Source organism: Pedobacter sp. AW31-3R (genome assembly GCF_052180285.1).
Taxonomy (GTDB): Bacteria; Bacteroidota; Bacteroidia; order Sphingobacteriales; family Sphingobacteriaceae; genus Pedobacter.
Genome location: NZ_CP197475.1, coordinates 4059337 through 4080578, shown reverse-complemented (window position 1 = coordinate 4080578; position 21242 = coordinate 4059337). Strand labels below are relative to the sequence as shown.

The window sequence follows — 21242 nt, the reverse complement described above, 5'->3', positions numbered from 1 at the left end:
GTTCAATGTGGGTTAAAAACTGATGTTTGTTCCTATGCTGAAGGAATGTTTGAAAGGAGGTAAGGTCCTGGTTCCTTCAGACAGGCTTGCATATTCGGGATCTATACCCTCTTTATTGGCGGTCCATACCAGGAAGTTGGTTGCCTGAACGAATAGGCGTGCAGAGCTGATATGTAAGGTTCTCAATGCACTCGCCGGCAGGGAGTACGACAAGGAAACGTCGCGTAATTTAATGTAAGAGGCACTGACCACGTTGGCATCCCCTCTGGAATAGTAGCTCAGCTCTCTTCTGTTGTTGTTTGCATTTCCGGCTACATAAGCAGGAATATTGGTCTTCAGCTCATCACCGGGTTGCTTCCAGCGGTCAAGGAACAGGGTGCTCAGGTTTCCGGTAAATGAATTTTCATTTCCTGTGAGGCGGCCGGTAAAATAATCGAGGGTTTCTTTTCGCATCACATGACCCAGGTTATAGACTAAATTGGCAGAGATGCTGAAGTCCTTATAGCTAAAGGTATTTGACAGACCTCCATTAAACTTAGGGATAGTGGTCCCCATATACACGACATCGTCTGGTGTGGCTAAGTTTCTGTTTTTCGTTACTGTACCATCCTTTAACCTGATCAAAGGATCACCCATATTGTCAAGTCCGGCGTATTGATAAGCGAATAGGGAGTTCATGCTGTAACCAATTAGATAATTGGAATTCACCTTGCTGGTGGCATAGGAGAGGGCAATAGGGTCTTCCTCATAGGAAACCAGCTTGTTGTAATTGTAACTGAAAGTAAAGGTACTGCTCCAGTTGAAATTGCGGCTTGTGTAGTTGTTACTGGTCAGGCCGATTTCAATTCCTTTGTTGGACAATTCCCCAAGATTCCCTGTTGAGCTGCCAAAGCTTGAAAAGGGGTTGAGGACAACTGCAGCAAGGAGGTTAGTGGTGTTGCGGTTGTACATATCAATGTTACCGCTGAGGCGTGATTTAAGCACGGAAAAGTTGATCCCGAAGTTGATGGTACGGGTAGACTCCCAGCTTAATTTATCATTCCCTGCAACATCAATTTCTGCACCGGTTCCGGGAACAGGTCTGCCAGGTTCAATTTTTAGGATATCTTTGGAGGAAGATTCACCAGTCCGTGGTGAGTTCCCGGTAATTCCATACGTTGCACGTACGCCCAGGTTATCGAGCCAGCCCAGGTCTTTCATGAAATTTTCTTTGGTCACTTCCCATTTGGCTCCAACGCTCCAGACCGGTTTGTCCTGCGCGGATTGGTCAGATCCGACCAATGTAGTCCGGTCAGTCCTCCAGCTTCCGTCGATGCTGTACTTACCATCAAAAGTATAATTCGCCAATGCGAAATAAGAGATAAAGCGGCTTTTCTGATCTGTGCTGGAAAATGGCAATTCTGATAATCCGCCACGTCCGCCAGGTACTACGCCAAAGATTCCTTTGCTGAGTGTATTGTAATCAATCGCCGCATAGGTTTGCAGGTCTAAATCATAGCCCCGCAGGGTGGAAAAACTGCTGGTTCCGTATTGTTCCTGTGCTTCCTGGCCGAACTGCAGGGAGAGGTAGTCTTTTCCCTGGCGTACCCTTGAATTGTATACCAGTTGATTACGAACAGTCCAGTCTTTTTGCGTGCTTTCTCCAATCTGGTAAGTACCACCGGTAGTAGGAAGATAATAAACAGGGATGTCATCCACAGTAGGGGCAACCGTAAGGTTAACCAGCTGACTTCTTAGGGCATAGCTTTTACTGTCCCGGTAAGTATGGGTAGTGCCCGGCGATTTCTGGAAGCCATAATTTCCCTGGAAGGCCAGGCCTTGGAACAACTTGAGTTCCACGCCACCGATAATATTGATGGCTGTCCTGTTGGCATCGTTAAAACCATAACCGCGTTCGTCCAGTGGATTATAATCCAGGCTGATACGGCTTCGCGCTTCATAGTCTGCCCTGATGTCTGGTGATATACTTTGCATGTAGGGCATACTGATGTTATTTCCCTGGGCATCTTTGAACAATTGGTAAGGAATAACATCTGCACTTATGGACGGTGCATTGTCCCCTTTGCTGACCGCATTATTCAGTGCAGTAAAGAGCGAGAAGCTTAAATATTTAGTGGGGTTAAAGGTTTGGTTCAGGTTCAGTTTATAGGTCTCACTTTTTTGTCCCCGGGTATTGCTCCGGTCATTCGTATAAGACACTGAGGTATAAGCAGAATAATACTGGTTTCCGCCGCCAATAGAAAGGGTGTGGTTTTGACTCATCGCATTGCGGTACCAGAGTTCGTCCAGTTGTCCCGAATTATCGATATTTGCCAGGCTGTCAAGGCCGGCCTTCACTGCATCCTCGCTGATGAGCTTCAGGAAACCATCGTACATGATGCGCTCATGCGGAGCTACAAATGCACCCGATAACGTTGTTGGGCGGTAGGCTGTTGGATTAAACAGTTCTTTGGCGGTCTGTATGTATTGCGAAGAGTTCATCAGGCGCAGGTAATCGCGGTCTGGTTTTCCCTGGAAGTTAAAAAATGAGGAATAGCTAATGGACAGTTTTTTATCTTTTGAGCCCGATTTGGTCGTGACAATAATCACCCCATTTGCCGCCCTTGCTCCCCAGATAGCCGCAGCTGCAGCATCTTTAAGCACGGTAATATCTTCCACATCATCGGGATTAATATTGGAAAAGTTGGCCACCGGCATGCCATTGACTACATACAGCGGTTCAGAACTGGACCTGACGGTTCCTTTTCCACGTACCAGTGCCCTTTGTGTTCTTCCTTTTTCATCATTTCCGGTCATGTTATTAGGCCCTGCCAGGATGGTCAGTCCCGGTACCAATCCATCTAAGCGGCTCATGACATCCATTGAACCTGTACGCTGACTAAAAACCTTCATGTCAGGTTTTGAAAAGGATCCTGTAGCCCTTTCTTTAGAGACCTTCTGGTAACCTGTGGAATAACTAATATTAACTTCTTCCAGTTTGCTGGTTGCCGGAACCATTTGTATACTCATGTCCGACACCGCTTTTACTTCAATGGTTTCATAACTCAGGAAGGATATGGAAAGGATGGCGTTTTCCTGTACCTCAGCAATGAAAAATTCCCCTTCATTATTCGTCAGCACATGCCTGTTGGTTCCTTTTACTGTGATCGTAGCACCCGACATCGGCCTGCCTTCTTCATCCACTACCTTTCCGCGCACATCAATCGCAGCGATGTAGTTCTTCACCTTTTCGATGAAAGATTCCTCCCTGCGCTTAATGACAACCACCTTTCCATTCACATGGTAGGTTAAATGCTGTCCGGACAAGGCGCTGTTCATGGCCTGCTGAAGTGTAGCATTCTTAACCGACATATCCACTGGCTGCGTACCTGAAAGGTCCTTGCCATCGTAGATGATGTCATAGCCGCTTTGTGTGCGAATGGTTTTTAAAACGTTTTCCAAAGAAGCCCTGCGCATACTCACTGTAATGCGCTGACCAAAAGTGGTCGCGGCACTCAGCTGCAACAAGGTTCCCAGGATGAACACGATGGTTAAGCGCATAATGAGCAGAAATTTTCGAAAACAGGGATTCAGTACACCCGTTTTCATGGTATAAAATTTATACATTTGTTAAGTTTGGTTAAAGCATAATGCCTTTCGTTTACAAGGCTACAGGCATATGCAGATGAGTTGATCTTTTCTTTAATTAATACCGGACTCAGGGCCTCGGGTGTTTCAGCACCCCAGGCTCTTTTTTTTGAGCCCGTAACAGAATAGCGTAATTATTTCGTCACAGTGACCCTCCTTCCTTCAATCTTAAAGTGTACCTTACCGGTAGATTCAATTGTTTGTAAAACCACGGAAAGCTTGTTTGTACGGGACAGCCATCCCCGCAGTTCCATTCCTGTGTAAGCTGCATCGTCATAAACAATCTCTACATCATACCATCTGGCAATTTTGCGCATGGCAGACTTAAAATCATCTCCCTTATTGAAAATAAAATCTCCGTTTTTCCAGTCTACCGCCGCTTCGGTATCCGCTCTGCTTACTTTCAGCTGTCCGGCATTTCCTGTCGCCTGTTCACCTGGTTCGATGAGCGTATGGTTATTGATTTCCACACTTCCTTCCAGCAGGGTAGTCTTTGTGAAGCTTTCATCCTGATAATTATTGACGTTAAAATGTGTGCCCAGTACTTTTACCTGTTGTCCTCTGCCTTCTACTATAAAGGGATGGCTCCTGTCTTTGGTCACTTCAAAATAAGCCTCGCCGGTCAGTTCCACTTTCCGTTCCTTCAGGGAAGCAAAAGAAGCAGGATACCTGATAGACGATGCGGCATTTAGCCATACCATGGTGCCATCCGGTAAACGGACCCGGTACTGTTCCCCATTGTTTGTTGCGAGTGTGTTGTATTGGAGCACCGCTTTTTCCCTGGATGCTGAAGGGTTTTCTTTGATTTCATAGACCAGTTGTCCGTCTGCAGCCTTACTTACGCTAACGCCGGATTCTTTTGCAAGCTGTCCGTTTTTAGCAGCCGATAACACGATCCTGCGTCCGTCAGCCAGTGTCAGCGTGGCTGAATTCCTGCCGGGAGCAAGGTCATTGCCGACCAGTTCTACGGTATGTTGAGGTGTTGATCCAGGTTGATCATAGAAATACAGGGCTGTAGAAAATGCAAGGAATAGGGTTGCGGCAGCGGTAATGCGAATGATATTCATTCTGTACACTGAAACGCTACGGTCGATCTGTACATTGATCTGCTGCAGCATACCCAATTGTTTTTCATTGAAATCATTTACAGGTAAGATTTCCGTTTGTTGCGCATTGCACCAGGCATTATACCATTTTAAGTCTTCCAGGCTGCCTATACCATTAGAAATCCTGACCAAACGCGCTGAATGATCTGATTCTTTCGTATTTTTTTTAGAATTCGCCTCAGAATGCGTTGAATCTTCTTTTTTCTCTTCCATCTATCTGTTTGCCGGTAGGAATTTTATCCGGTGTATACCTGATAGGGACTTGAACCGGGGTTAACCCCCAAAGAGAATGGAATTATTTTTTAATTATCCTTATTTTTCTCTGTTTTGTGTTTTTTTTAGAGGAATGGCGACCAGAAAGACATCGCTCCCAGGTTTTTCTTGAGTTTTTTGAGGGTAATGGTCATTTGGTTTTCTACAGTTTTTGTAGAAATCCCCATTTTTTCGGCAATTTCTTTATTACTCAGGTATTCGTTTCGGCTCAGCTCGAAAATTTGTCTTGCTTTTGGGGGAAGAGTATGGATAAAATCGTTAATAACGGTTTGGAGTTCGCGTATTTCAAGACTATTGTCAATAAAAGAATGGCTGAGTTCAGGCCGTTGCGCAAGAATCTCCGCCCGCCTCTTACTTTGCTGGATGACCCTGGTCAGCTTATACTTCACCGCTGCACTGAGGTACCCGTTCAGCGCGTTGATTTGTACCTTTTCCCTGTTGGACCATAACCAGATGAAGACTTCCTGTATGGCATCCGTACATTCATCCTCATCCTTCACAATGTTAAAGGCATAGCGGTAGAGTGATTCCGAGTATCTGTAATAGATTTGGTTGAACGCAGCGCGGCTACCCTCCTTAAGCTGGATGGTCAGTTCCTGGTCGCTGAGAATATTTTCTGTATTCATACCAATTCGTAGATACCCTGCATTTTTTAACCTGTTTACTAAAGAGGTTAATCATGATTGTTAAAAAACACTAAATTCCAATTTGTACCGCTGAAGCCGATGTCTGATGTTAAATGACAGGGTCAACGAATATAGCAAGCATTTTAAGGAATGCAAAATTTGTTGTTCGATTGATCCTAAAAATTGCTTTAAGTGGCAATATATTGATCCTAAAATCAGCTGCGTTTGCTGGCATTTACAGAAACAGTTTCACCAGCTCTTCCCATTCCTGTTCAAGTGATCCCGCTGGCCTTTTCTGGCCGGCACGGTTATACCAATAATCTGAATTCCAGATATCGCCCTCTTTTCGGTGCAGGTAAGCATGAAGATGTGCCGATTGTCTGTCAGCCAGCTGATCGATCAGGTCATGTGCTTTTTTCCAGTCGCCTTTACCATCATGCTACAGGGCTTGTAAATGTACCGGTAAGTTCGCCGGCATTTCATGCTGTGATAAGGAATCTTTAAAAGATTGGAAAGTATTCATAGGCTATCGTTCAGGTTGCATTCCACATCGATCCGGCAGATGCGCTGGTCAGCAAGTTATTCAAACATCGCAAAATAGTATAGAATTACCAGAAGAAATGCATCTTTTTCTATGAAAAATGGAAATACTTACCTGAAATCGAGAGCCTCAGTTGATTTTTAAAGGAATATCAGTGTTTTATTGTAATAAATGAAGTATATATGCATTTGAATTAGCTATAACCCAGTAACCACATTCCTCCAACATTGGCTATAAAACCTGTGCATAACGAAGATCAGCTTATCAAACAAGTAGTTTTGGGAGATGAGCGGGCATTTACCGAGCTATTTGATGGTTATTATAAAAAATTGGGCCAGTATATTTTTAAGTTCACTGATTCTATTGAAGTGACAGAAGAAATTGTTCAGGACGTTTTCATCAAAATATGGCTAAACAGGATGAAGCTGGCCGATGTAAAGAACTTTAGTCATTATTTATTTATTCTTTCCCGGAACCAAACCATCAGTTTTTTACGGAAGAAGGCAACCCAGGCTAACCAGCATGGGGAATGGGAAAAAGAACAGGCTGCAGATTATTCATTGACCGATGAAGTAAATCTTACAGAACAATTAAGACTGAAAATTGAACATGCAATTGCTTTATTGCCACCGCAACAACAAAAGGTGTTTGTACTCAGTAAATATGAGCGGCTTAAATACGAGGAAATCGCGCATAAGCTGAACATTTCGCCGGAAACTGTCAAAAAACATCTTCAGGCAGCGGTAAAAGCGTTGAAAAACCAGGTGAATGAAAAGGGTAATCCGGTAATTGTCGCTATTTTACTCAGTCCGCTATGGATAAAGTGATAAAATTTATATTATTTTTAATTTTGACTACCCCTTTTTTAAAATCCCTGCGTCTTTATCATTGTAAGCCGTTACCTGAGGCTTAGTGTAGCTATGGATGAATCGAAATCATATTTTAACAGTTTAATTTCTAAATATTACGAAAGAACGGCAAATGCATCAGAAATTGATGAGTTGTTCAGGTTATTGGGGAAGGCAGATGCAGAGAAAGATATGGCCGCTTTCATGGAAATTGCCTATCAATATTTTGAACCGGTTGAAGATTCCGCTATTGTTTTTGACCGTGAAAAAATGCTCCGGTCTATTTTAGGCAATACCCGTTCAACAGTAGCGCTTCCAGCCGCAAAAATGACCACGATTGCTCCTCAACTCCCGGTACATAAAAAATCATTTACCGAATTCTACAAATATGCTGCTGCTGCGGTTGTATTCCTTCTCCTTTCTGCCGGGCTGTATATTTATATGGGGCGCAGTACCCGGGAGCAGCGTTCAGAAATGGCTTCAAATGCGAAAAATCGCATTCTTCCCGGCAGCAATAAAGCAGTACTTACTTTGTCTGACGGATCAGAGATTGCACTTGATGATATAAAAAATGGAATATTGGCGCATGAAGGCCAAATGGCGATTCATAAATCTGACAACGGACAGATCAGCTATGTTAAAAACGGGACAGATCATGGGGCGGAAGCAAATGTGTTTAACACCATCAATATACCGCTTGGCGGGCAGTACCAGATTGTCCTTCCCGATGGAACCAGGGTATGGCTCAATGCCGGGTCTTCCCTTAAATTCCCCACCTTTTTTGGCGGGAAGGAAAGAACAGTAGAGCTGAGTGGTGAAGGGTATTTTGAAGTCGCCAAAAATAAGCAACAGCCCTTTCATGTGAAAATAGCGGATGTAGAAGTGGCGGTGCTGGGTACCCATTTCAATATTATGGGGTATCCTGAGGAAGGTCAGGTGAAAACCTCCTTACTTGAAGGTGCGGTAAGTATCAGTAAAGGCAGCGGAAAAGAAATACTCAGGCCCGGACAGCAGGCCGTGGTGAATCAGCATTCTGACCAGATACATATCAGAACGGCAGACCTTGAAGAGGCCGTAGCATGGAAAAATGGCTATTTCATGTTTGACAATGAGCATCTGGAAAGTGTCATGAGAAAACTGGCGCGCTGGTATAATGTCGATATCATTTATCGCGGGAATTTCTCCGGTGTGGTCTTCTCCGGGAATGTCTCCAGGTTTGAACACGTATCCGAGGTCTTAAAAACATTAGAATTAACAGAAATGGTTCACTTTAAAATTGAAGAAAGGAGAATTATCGTTATGCAGTAAACTTTACGATCTGATTCAAAGGGTACCAGGAATCAGGAGCGTTGCACCGCCCCTGATCAAAGAATGGGTTACCCAATGAAAATTAATGTTATCAACTCATAGACAAACCCAAACCAAACAAATGTATGAAATTTAATCATCTTCCGGCTGTGCCGGAATGGATATTTATTACTCCAAAATTCCTGTTCATGAAACTTTTTATGGCCTTAATGGTCACTATGATCCTGCAGGCAGGAGCCCATGGTTATGCACAGAAAATTGACCTGAATGAGAAAAATGCTAACCTGGAAACCATCTTCAAGCAGATCAGGAAACAAAGCGGCTACAATTTCCTGTATAATCCTCAATTGATCAGGAATTCCAAACCGGTAAGCATAACTGTTCGTCAGGCCATGCTGAATGAGGTCCTGCAGCAATGCTTCGAGGGACAACCTTTAACTTATACCATTAACCAGAATACGGTGGTGATTAAACCGCAGGTGTATACTTTACAACCGGCCGGTATAGCCAGCAGGGTATCCGGAAAGGTAACCGATAAGGTCGGCGGTCAGCCCCTTTCAGGTGTAAGTGTGATGATCAAAGAAACCAAAAAGGCAGTAATGACCGACGCCAAGGGGTTTTATGCCATCGCTATTGACGATCCTGAAAGTATATTGATTTTCAGCTATGTCGGGAAAAAGAAGGTTGAGGTACTGTTCAAGGGACAAAGTACCATTGATCTCGCGATGGAAGAAGATGTCAACAGCATCAAAGATGTAGTGGTTACCGGCTATTTCAACAGGAATAAGGACAGTTTTACCGGTAATGCGCGGGTAGTGACCGGACTTGAACTGATCAATATGGGGACACAGAATCTGCTGAAAAGCCTGAGCCTGATCGATCCCTCGGTCAACCTCATTGAAAACAACCAGGCGGGAAGTGATCCGAATGCCTTGCCTAAAATCCGTTTCAGGGGAGAGTCCCAGTTCCAGGGCTTTGAATCTGTCGATAAATCGGGCTTAATGAGCGATCCGAATCTGCCCACTTTTATCCTGGATGGCTATCAGACTACCCTACAGGCTGTTGTTGACCTGGATATGTACCGCATTGAATCTGTCACGGTCTTAAAGGATGCTGCCGCAACGGCTATTTATGGTTCCAGGGCTGCCAATGGAGTGGTGGTCATCAAAACCAAACAACCGAAAGAGGGGGAACTGAGTATCAATTATAACCTGGATATGGATTTTAATTTTCCTGATATCAGTGATTATAACCTGTTGGATGCCAAAGAAAATATGGCCTTGTATGACCGGTTCAATATGTACAGAAATGACAACGGAACCTTGATGCCGCAATACAACATGATCAATCAGTGGATTGCAGAAGGGGTGAATACCAATTGGCTCGCTCAGCCATTGCGCAATTCCATCGGACAAAAACATTCCATCAACCTGATGGGGGGCGACAAAAGGATGCGTTATGGTTTCAACACCAGGTATAATGAAAACAAAGGGGTGATGAAAGAGTCATCACGTAAAACCCTCGGACTTGGTATTAACCTGCAATACAACCTCAACGATAAACTTCTTTTCTCCAATAACTTAACGGTAGATAAAAATAACCAGCAGGAGTCGCCCTACGGCAGTTTCAGTACCTATACCAGCATGAATAGCTTTTTTCCTATCTATGACCTGAATGGTGGTTTGTATAAATATTATGCCCATCCCGATGCCTACGGTGGTGTTGATTACAACTGGGGGAATGCGAATGTTCCGGTAAATCCGGTCTATGAGGCCACTGTTGGAAATACCAATAAAGCCAGCTATACCAATATCATCAATAACTTTGCGCTGGACTGGACCATTTTACCGGAACTGCGTTTCAGGACACAGTTCAGCTATACGCACAATACGGGGAAAAGCACCAGTTTTCTATCGCCAAATTCCTCCACTTATGTAGATTATGCCGGTTATTTTGGTACCATTACCGACATTGACGACCGTGGAAAATATACGTATACGGACAATACGACTGAAGGTTACAATGGTAACGTAATCCTGAATTACAATAAAAACTACGGTGGACATTTTATCAATGTATCCGGTGGGGTCAACCTGGCTGAAAACAGCAGCAGGATATACGGATTTGTAGCGCAGGGATTCGGTTCTGGCGATACTCCTGAACCTTCCTTCGCCAAAGGTTATGAATTGGGAGGTGCACCAACCAGTGTTTCCGGAAAAACCAGGCTTGCCGGTGCGTTTGGTAGTCTGAACTATACCTATAACAATAGGTTTCTGGCCGACTTTGCCTATCGCCTCGATGGTTCTTCCCAGTTTGGGTCCAATACCAAATCTGCTCCTTTCTACAGCATTGGTGCCGGCTGGAACATCCACAATGAACCTTTCATGCAGCATATCAAACAGATCAGTAAGCTGAAAATCAGGGCCAGTATGGGGGAAACAGGTTCCGTTTCTTTTGCTCCTTATCAGGCTAAGGATATCTATACCTATTACAAAGGTATCCGTTACGATGGCAATCTGGGAGCTTATCTGCTGGCCATGGGAAATGAAAACCTGCGCTGGCAGAACACGCTGAACAGGGAAGTGGGTTTTGAAACTACTTTCCTGGACAGGTTTGATTTTAATGCCTCCTATTACAACAATAAAACGCAGCACATGGTATTGCCGGTAACTACACCGCCATCCATGGGTTTTGAATCGATCACGGCCAACCTGGGACAGATGAGTAACCGGGGTTTTGAAGCCAGTATGCGGGCGGTTGTGCTCAAAAGTAAAGACCTGAATGTATCCTTTAATGTTTCCGCATTGCGCAATACCAATAAGATTCTTGCAATCTCTTCTGCGCTGAAAGCATTTAATGACAATGCAGACAACAGGGCCAATTATTCGAGTGATGCGGATTACAAGAAAGCATCGCATACACTACTGGTCAGATACGAAGAAGGTGCTTCCTCTACCGCTATTTATGCCGTAAGATCGCTGGGAATAGATCCTATGACCGGCCAGGAATTATTCCTGACTAAAGCAGGTGTTCCTACACTGGTCTGGAATGCAGATGACAAGGTCATCGTTGGAGATACACAGCCGAAACTGAGAGGAACCATGGGAATCAATGCGGCCTATAAAGGTTTCTACATGAACCTCACCTTTGCCTATCAGTTAAAAGGTCAGGTCTATAACCAGACGCTCGTGGACAAGGTAGAGAATTCCAATAAGTTCCAGAACGTAGACAAAAGAGTGCTGTACGATACCTGGCAGAAACCAGGCGATGAAGTCAATTTTAAAGCCAATTTAACGACACGTCTGACTTCTACGTATACCTATGCAAGCTCGCGTTTCGTACAGGATTATTCCTACCTGAACCTGGGCTCGGCCTCATTTCAATATGAGATTCCTAAACAGACAGTAAAGAAAATGGGATTGGAAACGCTGAGGTTAAGCTTAACCACATCAGACCTGTTTTTCCTCTCTACAGTTCAGCGGGAGCGTGGATTGGATTATCCTTTTGCACGTAGTTTCAGTATCGGTTTACGCACTAATCTTTAATTCATATCCTCATGAGATTATTTAAAATATTTTTCCTTTTCTTATTAATGACCACTCTTTTTTCCTGTACGAAGTGGCTGGATGTAAAACCGGATACGGAGAAAGACCGGGATGAACTGATCAGCACCGCTGCAGGGTTTAAACAGATGTTATTTGGCATTTACTCTGGTATGGTAGACAATTCCCTGTATGGCCACCAGTTAACCTATGGTGCCATTGAGTCTGCTGCTTACAATAATTATTTCAGCTATGGGGGCTTCACTTCATGGAATTACACCTCTACCGAAAACAGGCCGGTGATGGATGCAATCTGGAATAAAATGTACAATACCGTTGCCAATGACAACAGTATCTTGAAAGCCATCGATGAGAAGAAATCGCTGTTTTCCGCGCAGGAATTTGCACTGATCAAAGGAGAATCGCTGGCCTTGCGCGCATTTATGCACTTCGATTTGCTGAGAATGTATGCTCCGGCTTATACGCTGGACAGTACGGTCATTGCCATTCCCTACGTGGAAAATTATGAGCGTATCCGTTCCGAACATCTCCGCTCATCGGCCGTACTGGCGAAGGTGATCCGTGATTTAAATGAAGCCGAAGCACTGCTGAGTGTGGATCCCATTTTCAGTATCGGACTGGAGAATTCGTCTTCCTCAAAAAATGATTTCCTCACCAACCGCCAGTACCGCTTTAATTACTGGGCCGTTCAGGCCTTAAAAGCCAGGATTTATATGTATGCCGGCGATAAAGCCAATGCGGCTTTGTATGCGAAAAAAGTCATTGAACAAGGTCCTTTTTCCTGGGTTGACCCTACCACCTTAACCGGTGACAGCCCTGATGTGGTATTTATGCCTGAGCTGATTTTTGCCCTGAATGTCAGTAACCTGGAAACCTATTACCAGTCTTATTTTGCGACCGGTTTTTATAGCGTGGGAAGTGGCGGATCCAGTTATGCGGCAACAGTTTTTGATGACCTCAACGATTACAGGTACCTGTACCAGATGTCGGCAGATTCGTATGGCAATAAAACGGTATCGGCAAAATATAAACAGAAAGTCAACGCCTACAGCACCATAAAAAAACAGACGATGCCGATGCTGAGGCTGGGGGAGATGTACCTGATTGCGGCAGAATGTGCACTGGATGCAGGGAATAAAGCAACTTCCGTCAGCCTGATGCGTGAGCTGCGTTTCAGAAGGGGGTATTTATCGGCCGACCGCTCTATTGCCGATAATATCAGCGATCAGAATTTAAAAGCATTGATGGTGAAAGAATTCAGAAAAGAAACCTTTCTGGAAGGGCAGACTTTTTTCAATTACAAGCGGTTAAATCAGACTTATATTCCATCCTTCTTCTCCTGGTTCGGAGAGCCGATTGTAGGGCCGGTAAAGTTTGTATTCCCGGTACCTGAGGCAGAAAAAGAATTCGGAAATATTCCTTCAAACTAAGCCATCATGAAACCAAGTGTAAAAGCCCATGATGGCTTCACCACTTATCACAAGAAAAATATATGCTAATGAAACCATCAGAAGCTTTTTGCTAACAAACAGCAATGAATAAGCTTCTGATCACTTCATCACCTTTAAAGAACAATTATATGCTAATGAAACAGCTAAAATTTATAGTCATTTGTCTTGCTGCGCTTCTTACCCTTTCTTCCTGTAAAAAAGATTCGCTGATGTTTTTTGATGACAACAATTATTTGTACGTCAATTTAACCAAGGAAAGTACACAGGTTTACCCTCAGCGTTCTTTCACATTTACTTTCGGTGCAGAGCATATAACAGAAAAAGTGTTCCAGATCCCTGTGAAATTTGCGGGACGGTTGTCGGACAAAGACAGGTCTTTTAAAGTCAGTGTGGTTGATTCCCTGACTACCGCTTTGCGTGGTGAAGATTTTGAGATTGTGGCCGACCAGCAGAAAATCCCGGCCGGAAAATCTGAAGGTTATATTGAAATCAAACTCAAGCGGACGGCAAAGATGAAAACCGCTACCTACGCAGTTGTTTTTAAGATTGAGGACAATGAAAACTTTAAACCGGGTCAGGAACCTATTGCCAAAGTGCTGGTCAGCGACAGGCTGATTAAACCTGAATGGTGGGTTGCCCAGCATGTGAGAATTCTGGGTGCCTATTCTAATCTCAAATGCCTGCTCTGGCTGGAATACATGCAGGTAAGCGATGGTACAGACCCCTGGTCGGTTGCGCCTTATATGGGCCTGACCTTTAATGTGCTGACCATTAATGAGGCGAAGGCAAAGTCATCCGTACTTTCTTTCAAAAATTGGCTGCGCAGTGAAAAAGGTGATCCTTATGATCCTGAGCTAAATAATTCAGTGATTTTAAGTCTGGGTACCGCTTATTAATTCAAAATTTAACAAGGAAAAAATGAGACGATTTATATTATTACTACTGGTTACCGTATGCCTGGCTTCCTGTCTGAAGGATGATGGAAACTATACCTATACACCGGTTCAGCCGGTAAAAACCATGGGGATTGCTGATGCCTACCGTGTTTTTCTTCAGACCAGCCTAACCATTCCCGTAACCTTAACCACTGCTATTGACGAAGCTGACCTTACGTTCAACTGGATGATGGAAGGCGATACCTTATGCCGGACAAAAGATTTTAATTATACTTTCAGCAATGAAGCTACGGCAGCACATGTATTGGTCTTCGAGGCTAAAAACAATAAAACCAATGTCAGGTATACCACAAGTACAAAACTGACCATTGTTTCTCCTTTTCAAACAGGCTGGGCCTTTTTAACGGAGAGCAATCATCAGGCGGGCCTGAGTTTTCTGTCTTATGAAGGAGAAGGGGAATTGTACAAAGACGTGTACAAAACCATCAATGGGGAGGCATTGGGCACAGGTGCTGTTGTCGTCAAACAGATTTATGATTTTGATGTCAACCGCATTGCTATACTTTGTAAAGCCGGAAACAGTGTAGATCTTGACGGAACGACACTGGCCAGGATCAAATATTACCAAACGGAATTTAAGGCTCCCGGATTTGAGCCCCTGGCCATCAATGCAGAACAATTTGCAAACGACCGTTTCCTGTTTCTGATCTCGGGAGGCAAGATATACTCCAAGAATGTGGGGTATAACAGCGTCGATGATGCCAATTATGAGTTTCCACTCGACGGGGACAACAAAGGATACGAGCTGGCCGGAAATTATACAAAAGGGCCATTGTATGATTATTATTTGGTTTATGACCAGCTCAACAAAAGGTATTTACGTTTTGCCAGGGCTAGTTTTTCTACGGTGGTATCGCCATTGCCATTAGCGCAAACCTCAACCCCGGCATTCGATCCGAATAATGTTGCCGGTGAATCGGTATGGATGGGTCAGAGTTCCTCGGCCAAAGCCCTGTCTGTGATCAAAACACCATCAGGGAAATACGTACTGCATGTATTGAACTCTGAGTTTGTGAACGGTCTGGAAAAATGGACGGCCCAGGCTGCTTATGAATTTCCGGATGGGGTGGTCACAGCGAATTCGTGTTTTGCTGCCCATGCTACCAATCCCTATTTACTGATCGGTACCGGCAGAAGCCTGAAGGCCTTAAATCTTGATGCCCTTTCTCAGGGTGCAGTAGCGGTCAATGCGATCAGTACCTATGATGCCGAGATCACTGCAATCAGTTATGCGTACAGCAATGCGAAAAGTGTAAATGAGCTGGCCCTGGGGCTAAATACAGGGGATGCTGAATTTCCTGGCAGCCTGCTGATCATCAATTCTTCACTGACCGCAAACGGTGCAGTGATCAGAAGGGTCGATAAAGTTGGCGGGGTGATCAAGTCGATGTTACGTAAAATACAATAACAAAAAGCCATCCTGGTTTATTCAGAAGAAATGAAATGCTTTGGAAAGAATCAGGATGGCCTTATCCATTTAAAGAAGAGATAAAATGAAGAAATTGATAATAGGCCTGTGCCTGATGCTGGGAATCAGCGGGAGCAGTATGGGAAAAGGGTATGAAATCAGGGGAAATGTTAAAAATATGCCTGATGGGCTGATGTACCTTACGCTGGTTGGACAGACGCTGACGAATGTAGATAGCGTAAGGAGTAAAAACGGAATTTTTTCATTTAAGGGGTCGCAGGTGTCTGTGCCGAAAATGTACATTATCAGGAGGAAAGGTGTGTTTTCTTCTGTAGCGACCCTTTATCTGGAGAATGGAGAAATAAAAATTGAAGGCACACTTTATGCCGGTGTATGGGCTTCAGGTACAGCATTGAATGATGCCTATACGTATTATGTTAAAACGATTAATCCTTTGTATGATAGCCAGAGTAGATTGTTTTATGAAATGAAACTGGATCCCGGAAAACGGGGCTGGAGTACCGCTCAGTATAAGGAAAAGCTGGACTCGGTCAACCGGAAAATTAGTACTGAGATCAGCAGGCTGGTGAAATTGAATAGCAAATCGGTACTGGGACTGGAAATTTTAAATACCCGGCTGGCGGCGATGTCTTCCACAGCAATAGAAGAAACCGTTGCACTGCTCGACCCTGTTTATTACAAGGGAAATGAGCAGGTGATGCAAATCAAAGCCAGGGCACAGGAGATGAAAAAGACGGAAGTAGGCAGGATGGCACCCGATTTTTCGGTACTGGATACTGCGGGTAAATCATTTTCCCTGTCGGCTATGCGGGGGAAATATGTACTGATAGATTTCTGGGCTTCCTGGTGTATGCCCTGCCGCTCGGAAAACCCAAATGTCAAAAAAGCTTATGATACCTATAAAAATAAAGGTTTTGAAGTGCTGGGTGTTTCGCTGGACAAAAAGAATGAACCCTGGCTTAAAGCCGTACATACGGATGGGTTGACCTGGACGAATGTGATTGATCCTTCCGGTATGGTGGCTAAAAAGTATGCTATCCTGGGCATACCGCAAAACTTTTTAATTGATCCTTCCGGAAAAATTATTGCTACCGGGCTGAAGCAGGAAAGTCTGCTGGAAAAATTGGAGGGTTTATTTTTATAGAATGGTGGCCTGGTCTTTTTTATTCAGGGGATTTATGCTAAATTAACAGCTGCCAAAGGAGCGCTAGAGATGGACGATAAGTCGTAATGAATGGAAGATCTTAAAAATAAGGACGATATCCGTATCGTAGTAGATGGTTTTTATGACAAAGTGAGAATAGATCCAATGCTGGGGCCTGTGTTCTCCAAGGCAATAACGGGCGACTGGCAACCGCATCTGGAGAAGATGTATGCTTTCTGGGATTCCATTTTATTTAGTGTTCCCGGGTTCAACGGGAATCCTTTTGCTAAACATGTACCGCTGCTTATCGGACAGGCACATTTTGATCAGTGGCTGGTCTTGTTTGAGGAAACTATGGATGACAATTTCTCAGGCCCGGTGGCTGAGGAGGCAAAGAAACGTGCGCAGTTGATTGCCCATATTTTTGTAAGTCGCCTGGAGGGGATATCACTGAACCGGTCCTAAAGTTACCTGAACCCATGGTAACCGGAACAAATTCAAAAAATAAGCTGTTGCTGTACTTCAGTAAACAGCTTATTTTTTGGGGAATGATTATAAGGGAGGTCTGTGTTTTACTTGGCATGACGCAATTAAAAAATGCTTTTTTTGGGTAATCAAGCAATAAAATTACACTGTTACTAATATAATAATATTAGGTTTGCCGCCTTAAACACACCCATCATACATGAAACTATTTTTACCCGTTCTATTTTTATTCAGTTCCTTCTTTTTGCATGTTAATGCCCAGCATAATGGGAAAATAACAGGAGAGGTGATCACTTCAGACGGCAAGGCCGCTGATAACCTCACTATTAAACTCAGGGGAACAGCTACCCGGAGTACTTCGTCTGATGCCATAGGAAAGTATGAATTCAGCTCACTCAAAGCGGGTTCATACATTTTGCTGATCAGCAGGGTCGGATTGGCCAATCAGGAAAGGAAAGTCGTTTTAGGTACCGGAGAAACGCTTCGTATAAATTTTACCCTGCATGAAACCAGAAATGAACTGCTGGAAATCCAGGTCAATGGAAGTCCATTAAATAAATTTGCCAGGAAGGAAACAGAGACCGTAGCCCGCCTGCCCATCGGTAACCTGGAAAATCCGCAGGTATACTCCATTATTTCACAGGAAATGATGAAGGAACAACTGGTCACGGACTATAAAACGGCCTTTAAAAATGTTCCTGGACTTGTGGCAACCACCGCACTAAATGGAGGACATTATATCAAATCGCGAGGTTTTTATTCCGGAAGTTTTTTGCGCAACGGAATGGCAGCCCAGCAATATGCGGGAATTGATCCGGTCAATACCGAAAGGATTGAGGTCTTGAAAGGTCCTTCGGGTACTTTATTTGGATCCAGCCTGATCAACTTTGGGGGATTGGCCAACAGGATTACCAAGAAGCCATTTGAAGTGGCTGCAGGAGAGGTTAGTGTTACTGCCGGAAATTTCAACATGGGCAGGATTACGGCCGACCTGAATACGCCGTTGAATGAAAGCAAAACTGTTTTATTCCGGCTGAATGCTGCTGCCGGTACCCAGGATAATTTCCAGGATTATGGTGTCAACCGTTCAGTTGTTGTTGCCCCTTCTTTTGTGTATAAGGTAAACAACAGACTTACGCTGTTGATGGATGCTGAATTTTATGCATCCGGAAGGGTAGCTCCTGCATATCCGCTTTTTGGAGGTCAGACTGCACGAAATTTTAAGGACTTACCGCTGGATTACCATACCTCACTGACCACCGATGATGCCATGATTAAACAGAAAGTGGCGAATGTGTATACACAGGCGGAATATAAAATCAATGACCAATGGAAGTCTGTTTCCCAGATCGCTTACAGCAGAACACATTGGTCAGACTACAGCAATGTCTTTTCTTACTGGCTGGACGATCATACCATCAACAGGCTTGTCTCAGTTTTCCGTCCAAGAGATTTTGAGTCTGTTAATCTGCAACAGAATTTTACAGGGGAATTTAAAACTGCCGGACTCAAACACCGACTTCTTATTGGCCTGGATGCTTATTTTAATAAGAATAGCTACACTACTTTTCCGACAGTGAGTTATGATGTCGTGGATATCAACCATACCATCGCTGAGTTTTCATTGGATAAGATGAACCAGTTGGTTAACCAGGACAAGAAAGAAGTTGTTAAAAGTTCGCAGAATCAGTATGCAGTATATGTATCTGATGTCATTAACATTACCGACAGGTGGCTGACCATGCTCAGTCTAAGAGCTGACCGTCTTGATAACAGGGGAACAAAAACAAATGAGGCCGCAACTTTAAATAAGTATGCACAAACCGCCTGGTCGCCAAAACTGGGCTTGGTTTATCAGCCCTTAAAAGACCGGATTGCCTTATTTGCGAATTACATGAATGGATTTCAGAACATCGCCCCGGTCATCCAGCCGGATGGAACTACCGCTTCTTTCAAAGCCCAGCAGGCGAACCAATGGGAGGGAGGGGCAAAATTTGACTTGTTTAACCACAAACTCAGTGCTACAGTAAGTTATTACCATATTGAGGTGTCCAATTCCCTGAGAACAGAACAAGTGATGGTTAATGGCATTCCACGACCTTATACCTTTCAGGATGGTTCACAAAAAAGTAAAGGGTACGAACTGGAAGTGATCGGGAATCCTGTTCCCGGACTGAATTTTATACTGGGGTACGGACACAATGAAAACAAAATCATTAAAGCAACTGCCAATTCAGGAAACTACAGTGGATTAAGTCCGAAGGATATGGCCAATGCATGGGTAAGCTACAGGTTGCTGCAGGGAAAGGCCAAAGGATTGGGGCTTGGCGCCGGGGCAAATTATGCTGCCGATTCGTTTTGGGATGCAACCAATAAATTTGTTATCCCTTCTTATGTCATGTTTGATGCCAGTGTTTTTTATGACCTGCAAAAATGGACATTCACCACAAAGTTGAATAACCTGACGAGTGAAAAGGCCTGGGACATCAACGGTGTTCCTTTTGCCCCGTGTCAGGTGATGGCAAATATAGCTTTCAGGTTCTGATCTCAGTGCCGGTAAATTTGATATTGATTCGGGATTAACAAATACAATACTCATCTTTGCAGCCTATGCAAGAGTATAAATTTGAAATTCAGCTGAAGGTAAGGGATTATGAGTGCGATCTCCAGGGCGTGGTAAACAATGCCGTTTATCAGCACTATCTGGAACATGCCAGGCACGAGTATCTTTTAGCCAAAGCAGGTTCTTTTAAGGAATTAACTGAGCAGGGTATTCTGCTCATGGTGTCCCGCATAGAAATGGATTTTAAGAACTCGCTGACCAGCAGGGATTTATTTTCGGTAAAACTGTGGACAGCCCGGGAAGGACTGAAGCTGGTATTCTTCCAGGATATTTATCGCCTGTCTGACCATGCCCTTTGTCTGAAGGCGAAAGTAGAGGTGATTGCAAAAGTGAATAACCGTTTAAGCAGGGGAGAGATATTTGATACCTTAGCCATTTAGGATTCCATTCAGGCTTTTAGATAACAGCCTCCGGAAATTCAAACCGAATATCCGGAGGCTTTTTTGTGTATGCTGATATCTTTTAGTGTAAACAACCAGTTATTGCTCAGAATTGTCCTTATATTTCAGAGGGTATAAATGCTTTTTAAAGATATTGATGGGAATGGTGTCATGACGCTGATTAAAATGAACCTTGAGGCGGTTGCGCGACTGGAATTATTGACTGAAATACGATTTATTTATTACTTTTGAACATGGCAGGATTAATTCATGAAAGCGATGACGATCTTTTAAAAGCATTTAATTCAGGAAACAAACAGGCCTTTGAAGTGATCTATGACCGTTACTGGCAGTTGCTCTTCCGCCATGCCAACCACATGCTGAACGATGAGGAAGAGGCGAAGGATGTCATCCAGGAAGTATTCACTGCATTATGGTCGAGATCAGACGACAATCCCATCCATCCTCCTTTACCAGCATTCCTCTATACCATTACCCGGAACAGGATACTAAATCGTCTCAAACATTTCAGGATCGCAGCGAAATATCTGGCACAGGCAGAAATGGCCATTCATGATCCTTCACAGTTACCTGACCGCAAAGTAAGGGAACAGGACCTGGCACGACTGATCGAAGAAGGACTGAGCAGTTTGCCCCCTAAAATGCGTGAGGTGTTCGAATTGAGCCGGAAGGCGCATAAGACGCATAAAGAAATCGCTGAGCAGTTAAATATTTCTGATAAGACTGTAAAAAAGCAAATAAATAATGCCCTGCGGATACTTAAGCGCAAAATGGGCGATTCATTTCCTGTTTTCTTAACTTTTTTTTAATTCTGTCTACTACCTGCCCCTTTTTGAGTTGTTATACCTGCAATTGGCCAT

14 protein-coding genes are annotated in these 21242 nt (G+C 43.9%); 11 read left to right on the top strand and 3 right to left on the bottom strand.

Annotation, left to right across the window (positions count from 1 at the left end; genetic code table 11):
• Positions 1-12: 12 nt before the first annotated feature.
• The 3 genes from ACSBL2_RS16720 to ACSBL2_RS16710 form a co-directional block, all read right to left on the bottom strand.
• Positions 13-3606, bottom strand: a complete 3594-nt coding sequence (locus tag ACSBL2_RS16720) for a SusC/RagA family TonB-linked outer membrane protein (protein WP_442587688.1) — start codon at positions 3604-3606, stop codon at positions 13-15.
• A gap of 155 nt (positions 3607-3761) precedes the next feature.
• Positions 3762-4946, bottom strand: coding sequence for a FecR family protein (locus tag ACSBL2_RS16715; RefSeq protein WP_442587687.1), 1185 nt, complete (start codon positions 4944-4946; stop codon positions 3762-3764).
• A gap of 125 nt (positions 4947-5071) precedes the next feature.
• Complete coding sequence (locus tag ACSBL2_RS16710) at positions 5072-5632, bottom strand: RNA polymerase sigma-70 factor (protein WP_442587686.1); 561 nt, start codon at positions 5630-5632, stop codon at positions 5072-5074.
• Between the two features lie 783 nt (positions 5633-6415).
• On the opposite strand from ACSBL2_RS16710, the gene ACSBL2_RS16705 reads away from it, so the two are divergent.
• The 11 genes from ACSBL2_RS16705 (at position 6416) to ACSBL2_RS16655 (ending at position 21191) form a co-directional block, all read left to right on the top strand.
• A complete protein-coding gene (locus ACSBL2_RS16705) occupies positions 6416-7000 on the top strand; it encodes an RNA polymerase sigma factor (protein WP_442587685.1) in 585 nt (194 codons plus the stop codon).
• A gap of 93 nt (positions 7001-7093) precedes the next feature.
• Complete coding sequence (locus ACSBL2_RS16700) at positions 7094-8329, top strand: FecR family protein (RefSeq protein WP_442587684.1); 1236 nt, start codon at positions 7094-7096, stop codon at positions 8327-8329.
• A gap of 125 nt (positions 8330-8454) precedes the next feature.
• Positions 8455-11874 (top strand): SusC/RagA family TonB-linked outer membrane protein, encoded by a 3420-nt coding sequence (locus ACSBL2_RS16695; RefSeq protein WP_442587683.1) that lies wholly within the window; start codon positions 8455-8457, stop codon positions 11872-11874.
• Positions 11875-11885: 11 nt separating this feature from the next.
• Positions 11886-13322 carry a RagB/SusD family nutrient uptake outer membrane protein gene (locus ACSBL2_RS16690; protein ID WP_442587682.1) on the top strand — a complete coding sequence of 479 codons (1437 nt, stop codon included), beginning with the start codon at positions 11886-11888 and terminating at the stop codon, positions 13320-13322.
• A 155-nt stretch (positions 13323-13477) separates the two neighbouring features.
• Positions 13478-14239 carry a DUF4843 domain-containing protein gene (locus ACSBL2_RS16685; protein WP_442587681.1) on the top strand — a complete coding sequence of 254 codons (762 nt, stop codon included), beginning with the start codon at positions 13478-13480 and terminating at the stop codon, positions 14237-14239.
• 22 nt (positions 14240-14261) lie between these two features.
• A complete protein-coding gene (locus ACSBL2_RS16680; protein ID WP_442587680.1) occupies positions 14262-15707 on the top strand; it encodes a PKD-like family lipoprotein in 1446 nt (481 codons plus the stop codon).
• Between the two features lie 85 nt (positions 15708-15792).
• Positions 15793-16872, top strand: a complete 1080-nt coding sequence (locus ACSBL2_RS16675; RefSeq protein WP_442587679.1) for a redoxin domain-containing protein — start codon at positions 15793-15795, stop codon at positions 16870-16872.
• Positions 16873-16962: 90 nt separating this feature from the next.
• On the top strand, positions 16963-17337 hold the full coding sequence (locus tag ACSBL2_RS16670; protein ID WP_442587678.1) for a group III truncated hemoglobin: 375 nt from the start codon (positions 16963-16965) through the stop codon (positions 17335-17337).
• A gap of 220 nt (positions 17338-17557) precedes the next feature.
• Positions 17558-19903 carry a TonB-dependent siderophore receptor gene (locus tag ACSBL2_RS16665; protein WP_442587677.1) on the top strand — a complete coding sequence of 782 codons (2346 nt, stop codon included), beginning with the start codon at positions 17558-17560 and terminating at the stop codon, positions 19901-19903.
• Positions 19904-19968: 65 nt separating this feature from the next.
• On the top strand, positions 19969-20361 hold the full coding sequence (locus ACSBL2_RS16660) for an acyl-CoA thioesterase (protein ID WP_442587676.1): 393 nt from the start codon (positions 19969-19971) through the stop codon (positions 20359-20361).
• A 254-nt stretch (positions 20362-20615) separates the two neighbouring features.
• Complete coding sequence (locus ACSBL2_RS16655) at positions 20616-21191, top strand: RNA polymerase sigma factor (protein ID WP_442587675.1); 576 nt, start codon at positions 20616-20618, stop codon at positions 21189-21191.
• Positions 21192-21242: the final 51 nt, after the last annotated feature.

What these genes read in the sequence shown, in the direction of transcription:
- ACSBL2_RS16660 (WP_442587676.1), top strand. Translation starts at nt 19,969, where the DNA reads ATGCAAGAGTATAAATTTGAAATTCAGCTGAAGGTAAGGGATTATGAG.
- ACSBL2_RS16685 (WP_442587681.1), top strand. Translation starts at nt 13,478, where the DNA reads ATGAAACAGCTAAAATTTATAGTCATTTGTCTTGCTGCGCTTCTTACC.
- ACSBL2_RS16720 (WP_442587688.1), bottom strand. Translation starts at nt 3,606, where the DNA reads ATGTATAAATTTTATACCATGAAAACGGGTGTACTGAATCCCTGTTTT.
- ACSBL2_RS16655 (WP_442587675.1), top strand. Translation starts at nt 20,616, where the DNA reads ATGGCAGGATTAATTCATGAAAGCGATGACGATCTTTTAAAAGCATTT.
- ACSBL2_RS16675 (WP_442587679.1), top strand. Translation starts at nt 15,793, where the DNA reads ATGAAGAAATTGATAATAGGCCTGTGCCTGATGCTGGGAATCAGCGGG.
- ACSBL2_RS16665 (WP_442587677.1), top strand. Translation starts at nt 17,558, where the DNA reads ATGAAACTATTTTTACCCGTTCTATTTTTATTCAGTTCCTTCTTTTTG.
- ACSBL2_RS16715 (WP_442587687.1), bottom strand. Translation starts at nt 4,946, where the DNA reads ATGGAAGAGAAAAAAGAAGATTCAACGCATTCTGAGGCGAATTCTAAA.
- ACSBL2_RS16695 (WP_442587683.1), top strand. Translation starts at nt 8,455, where the DNA reads ATGAAATTTAATCATCTTCCGGCTGTGCCGGAATGGATATTTATTACT.
- ACSBL2_RS16670 (WP_442587678.1), top strand. Translation starts at nt 16,963, where the DNA reads ATGGAAGATCTTAAAAATAAGGACGATATCCGTATCGTAGTAGATGGT.
- ACSBL2_RS16690 (WP_442587682.1), top strand. Translation starts at nt 11,886, where the DNA reads ATGAGATTATTTAAAATATTTTTCCTTTTCTTATTAATGACCACTCTT.
- ACSBL2_RS16680 (WP_442587680.1), top strand. Translation starts at nt 14,262, where the DNA reads ATGAGACGATTTATATTATTACTACTGGTTACCGTATGCCTGGCTTCC.
- ACSBL2_RS16710 (WP_442587686.1), bottom strand. Translation starts at nt 5,632, where the DNA reads ATGAATACAGAAAATATTCTCAGCGACCAGGAACTGACCATCCAGCTT.
- ACSBL2_RS16700 (WP_442587684.1), top strand. Translation starts at nt 7,094, where the DNA reads ATGGATGAATCGAAATCATATTTTAACAGTTTAATTTCTAAATATTAC.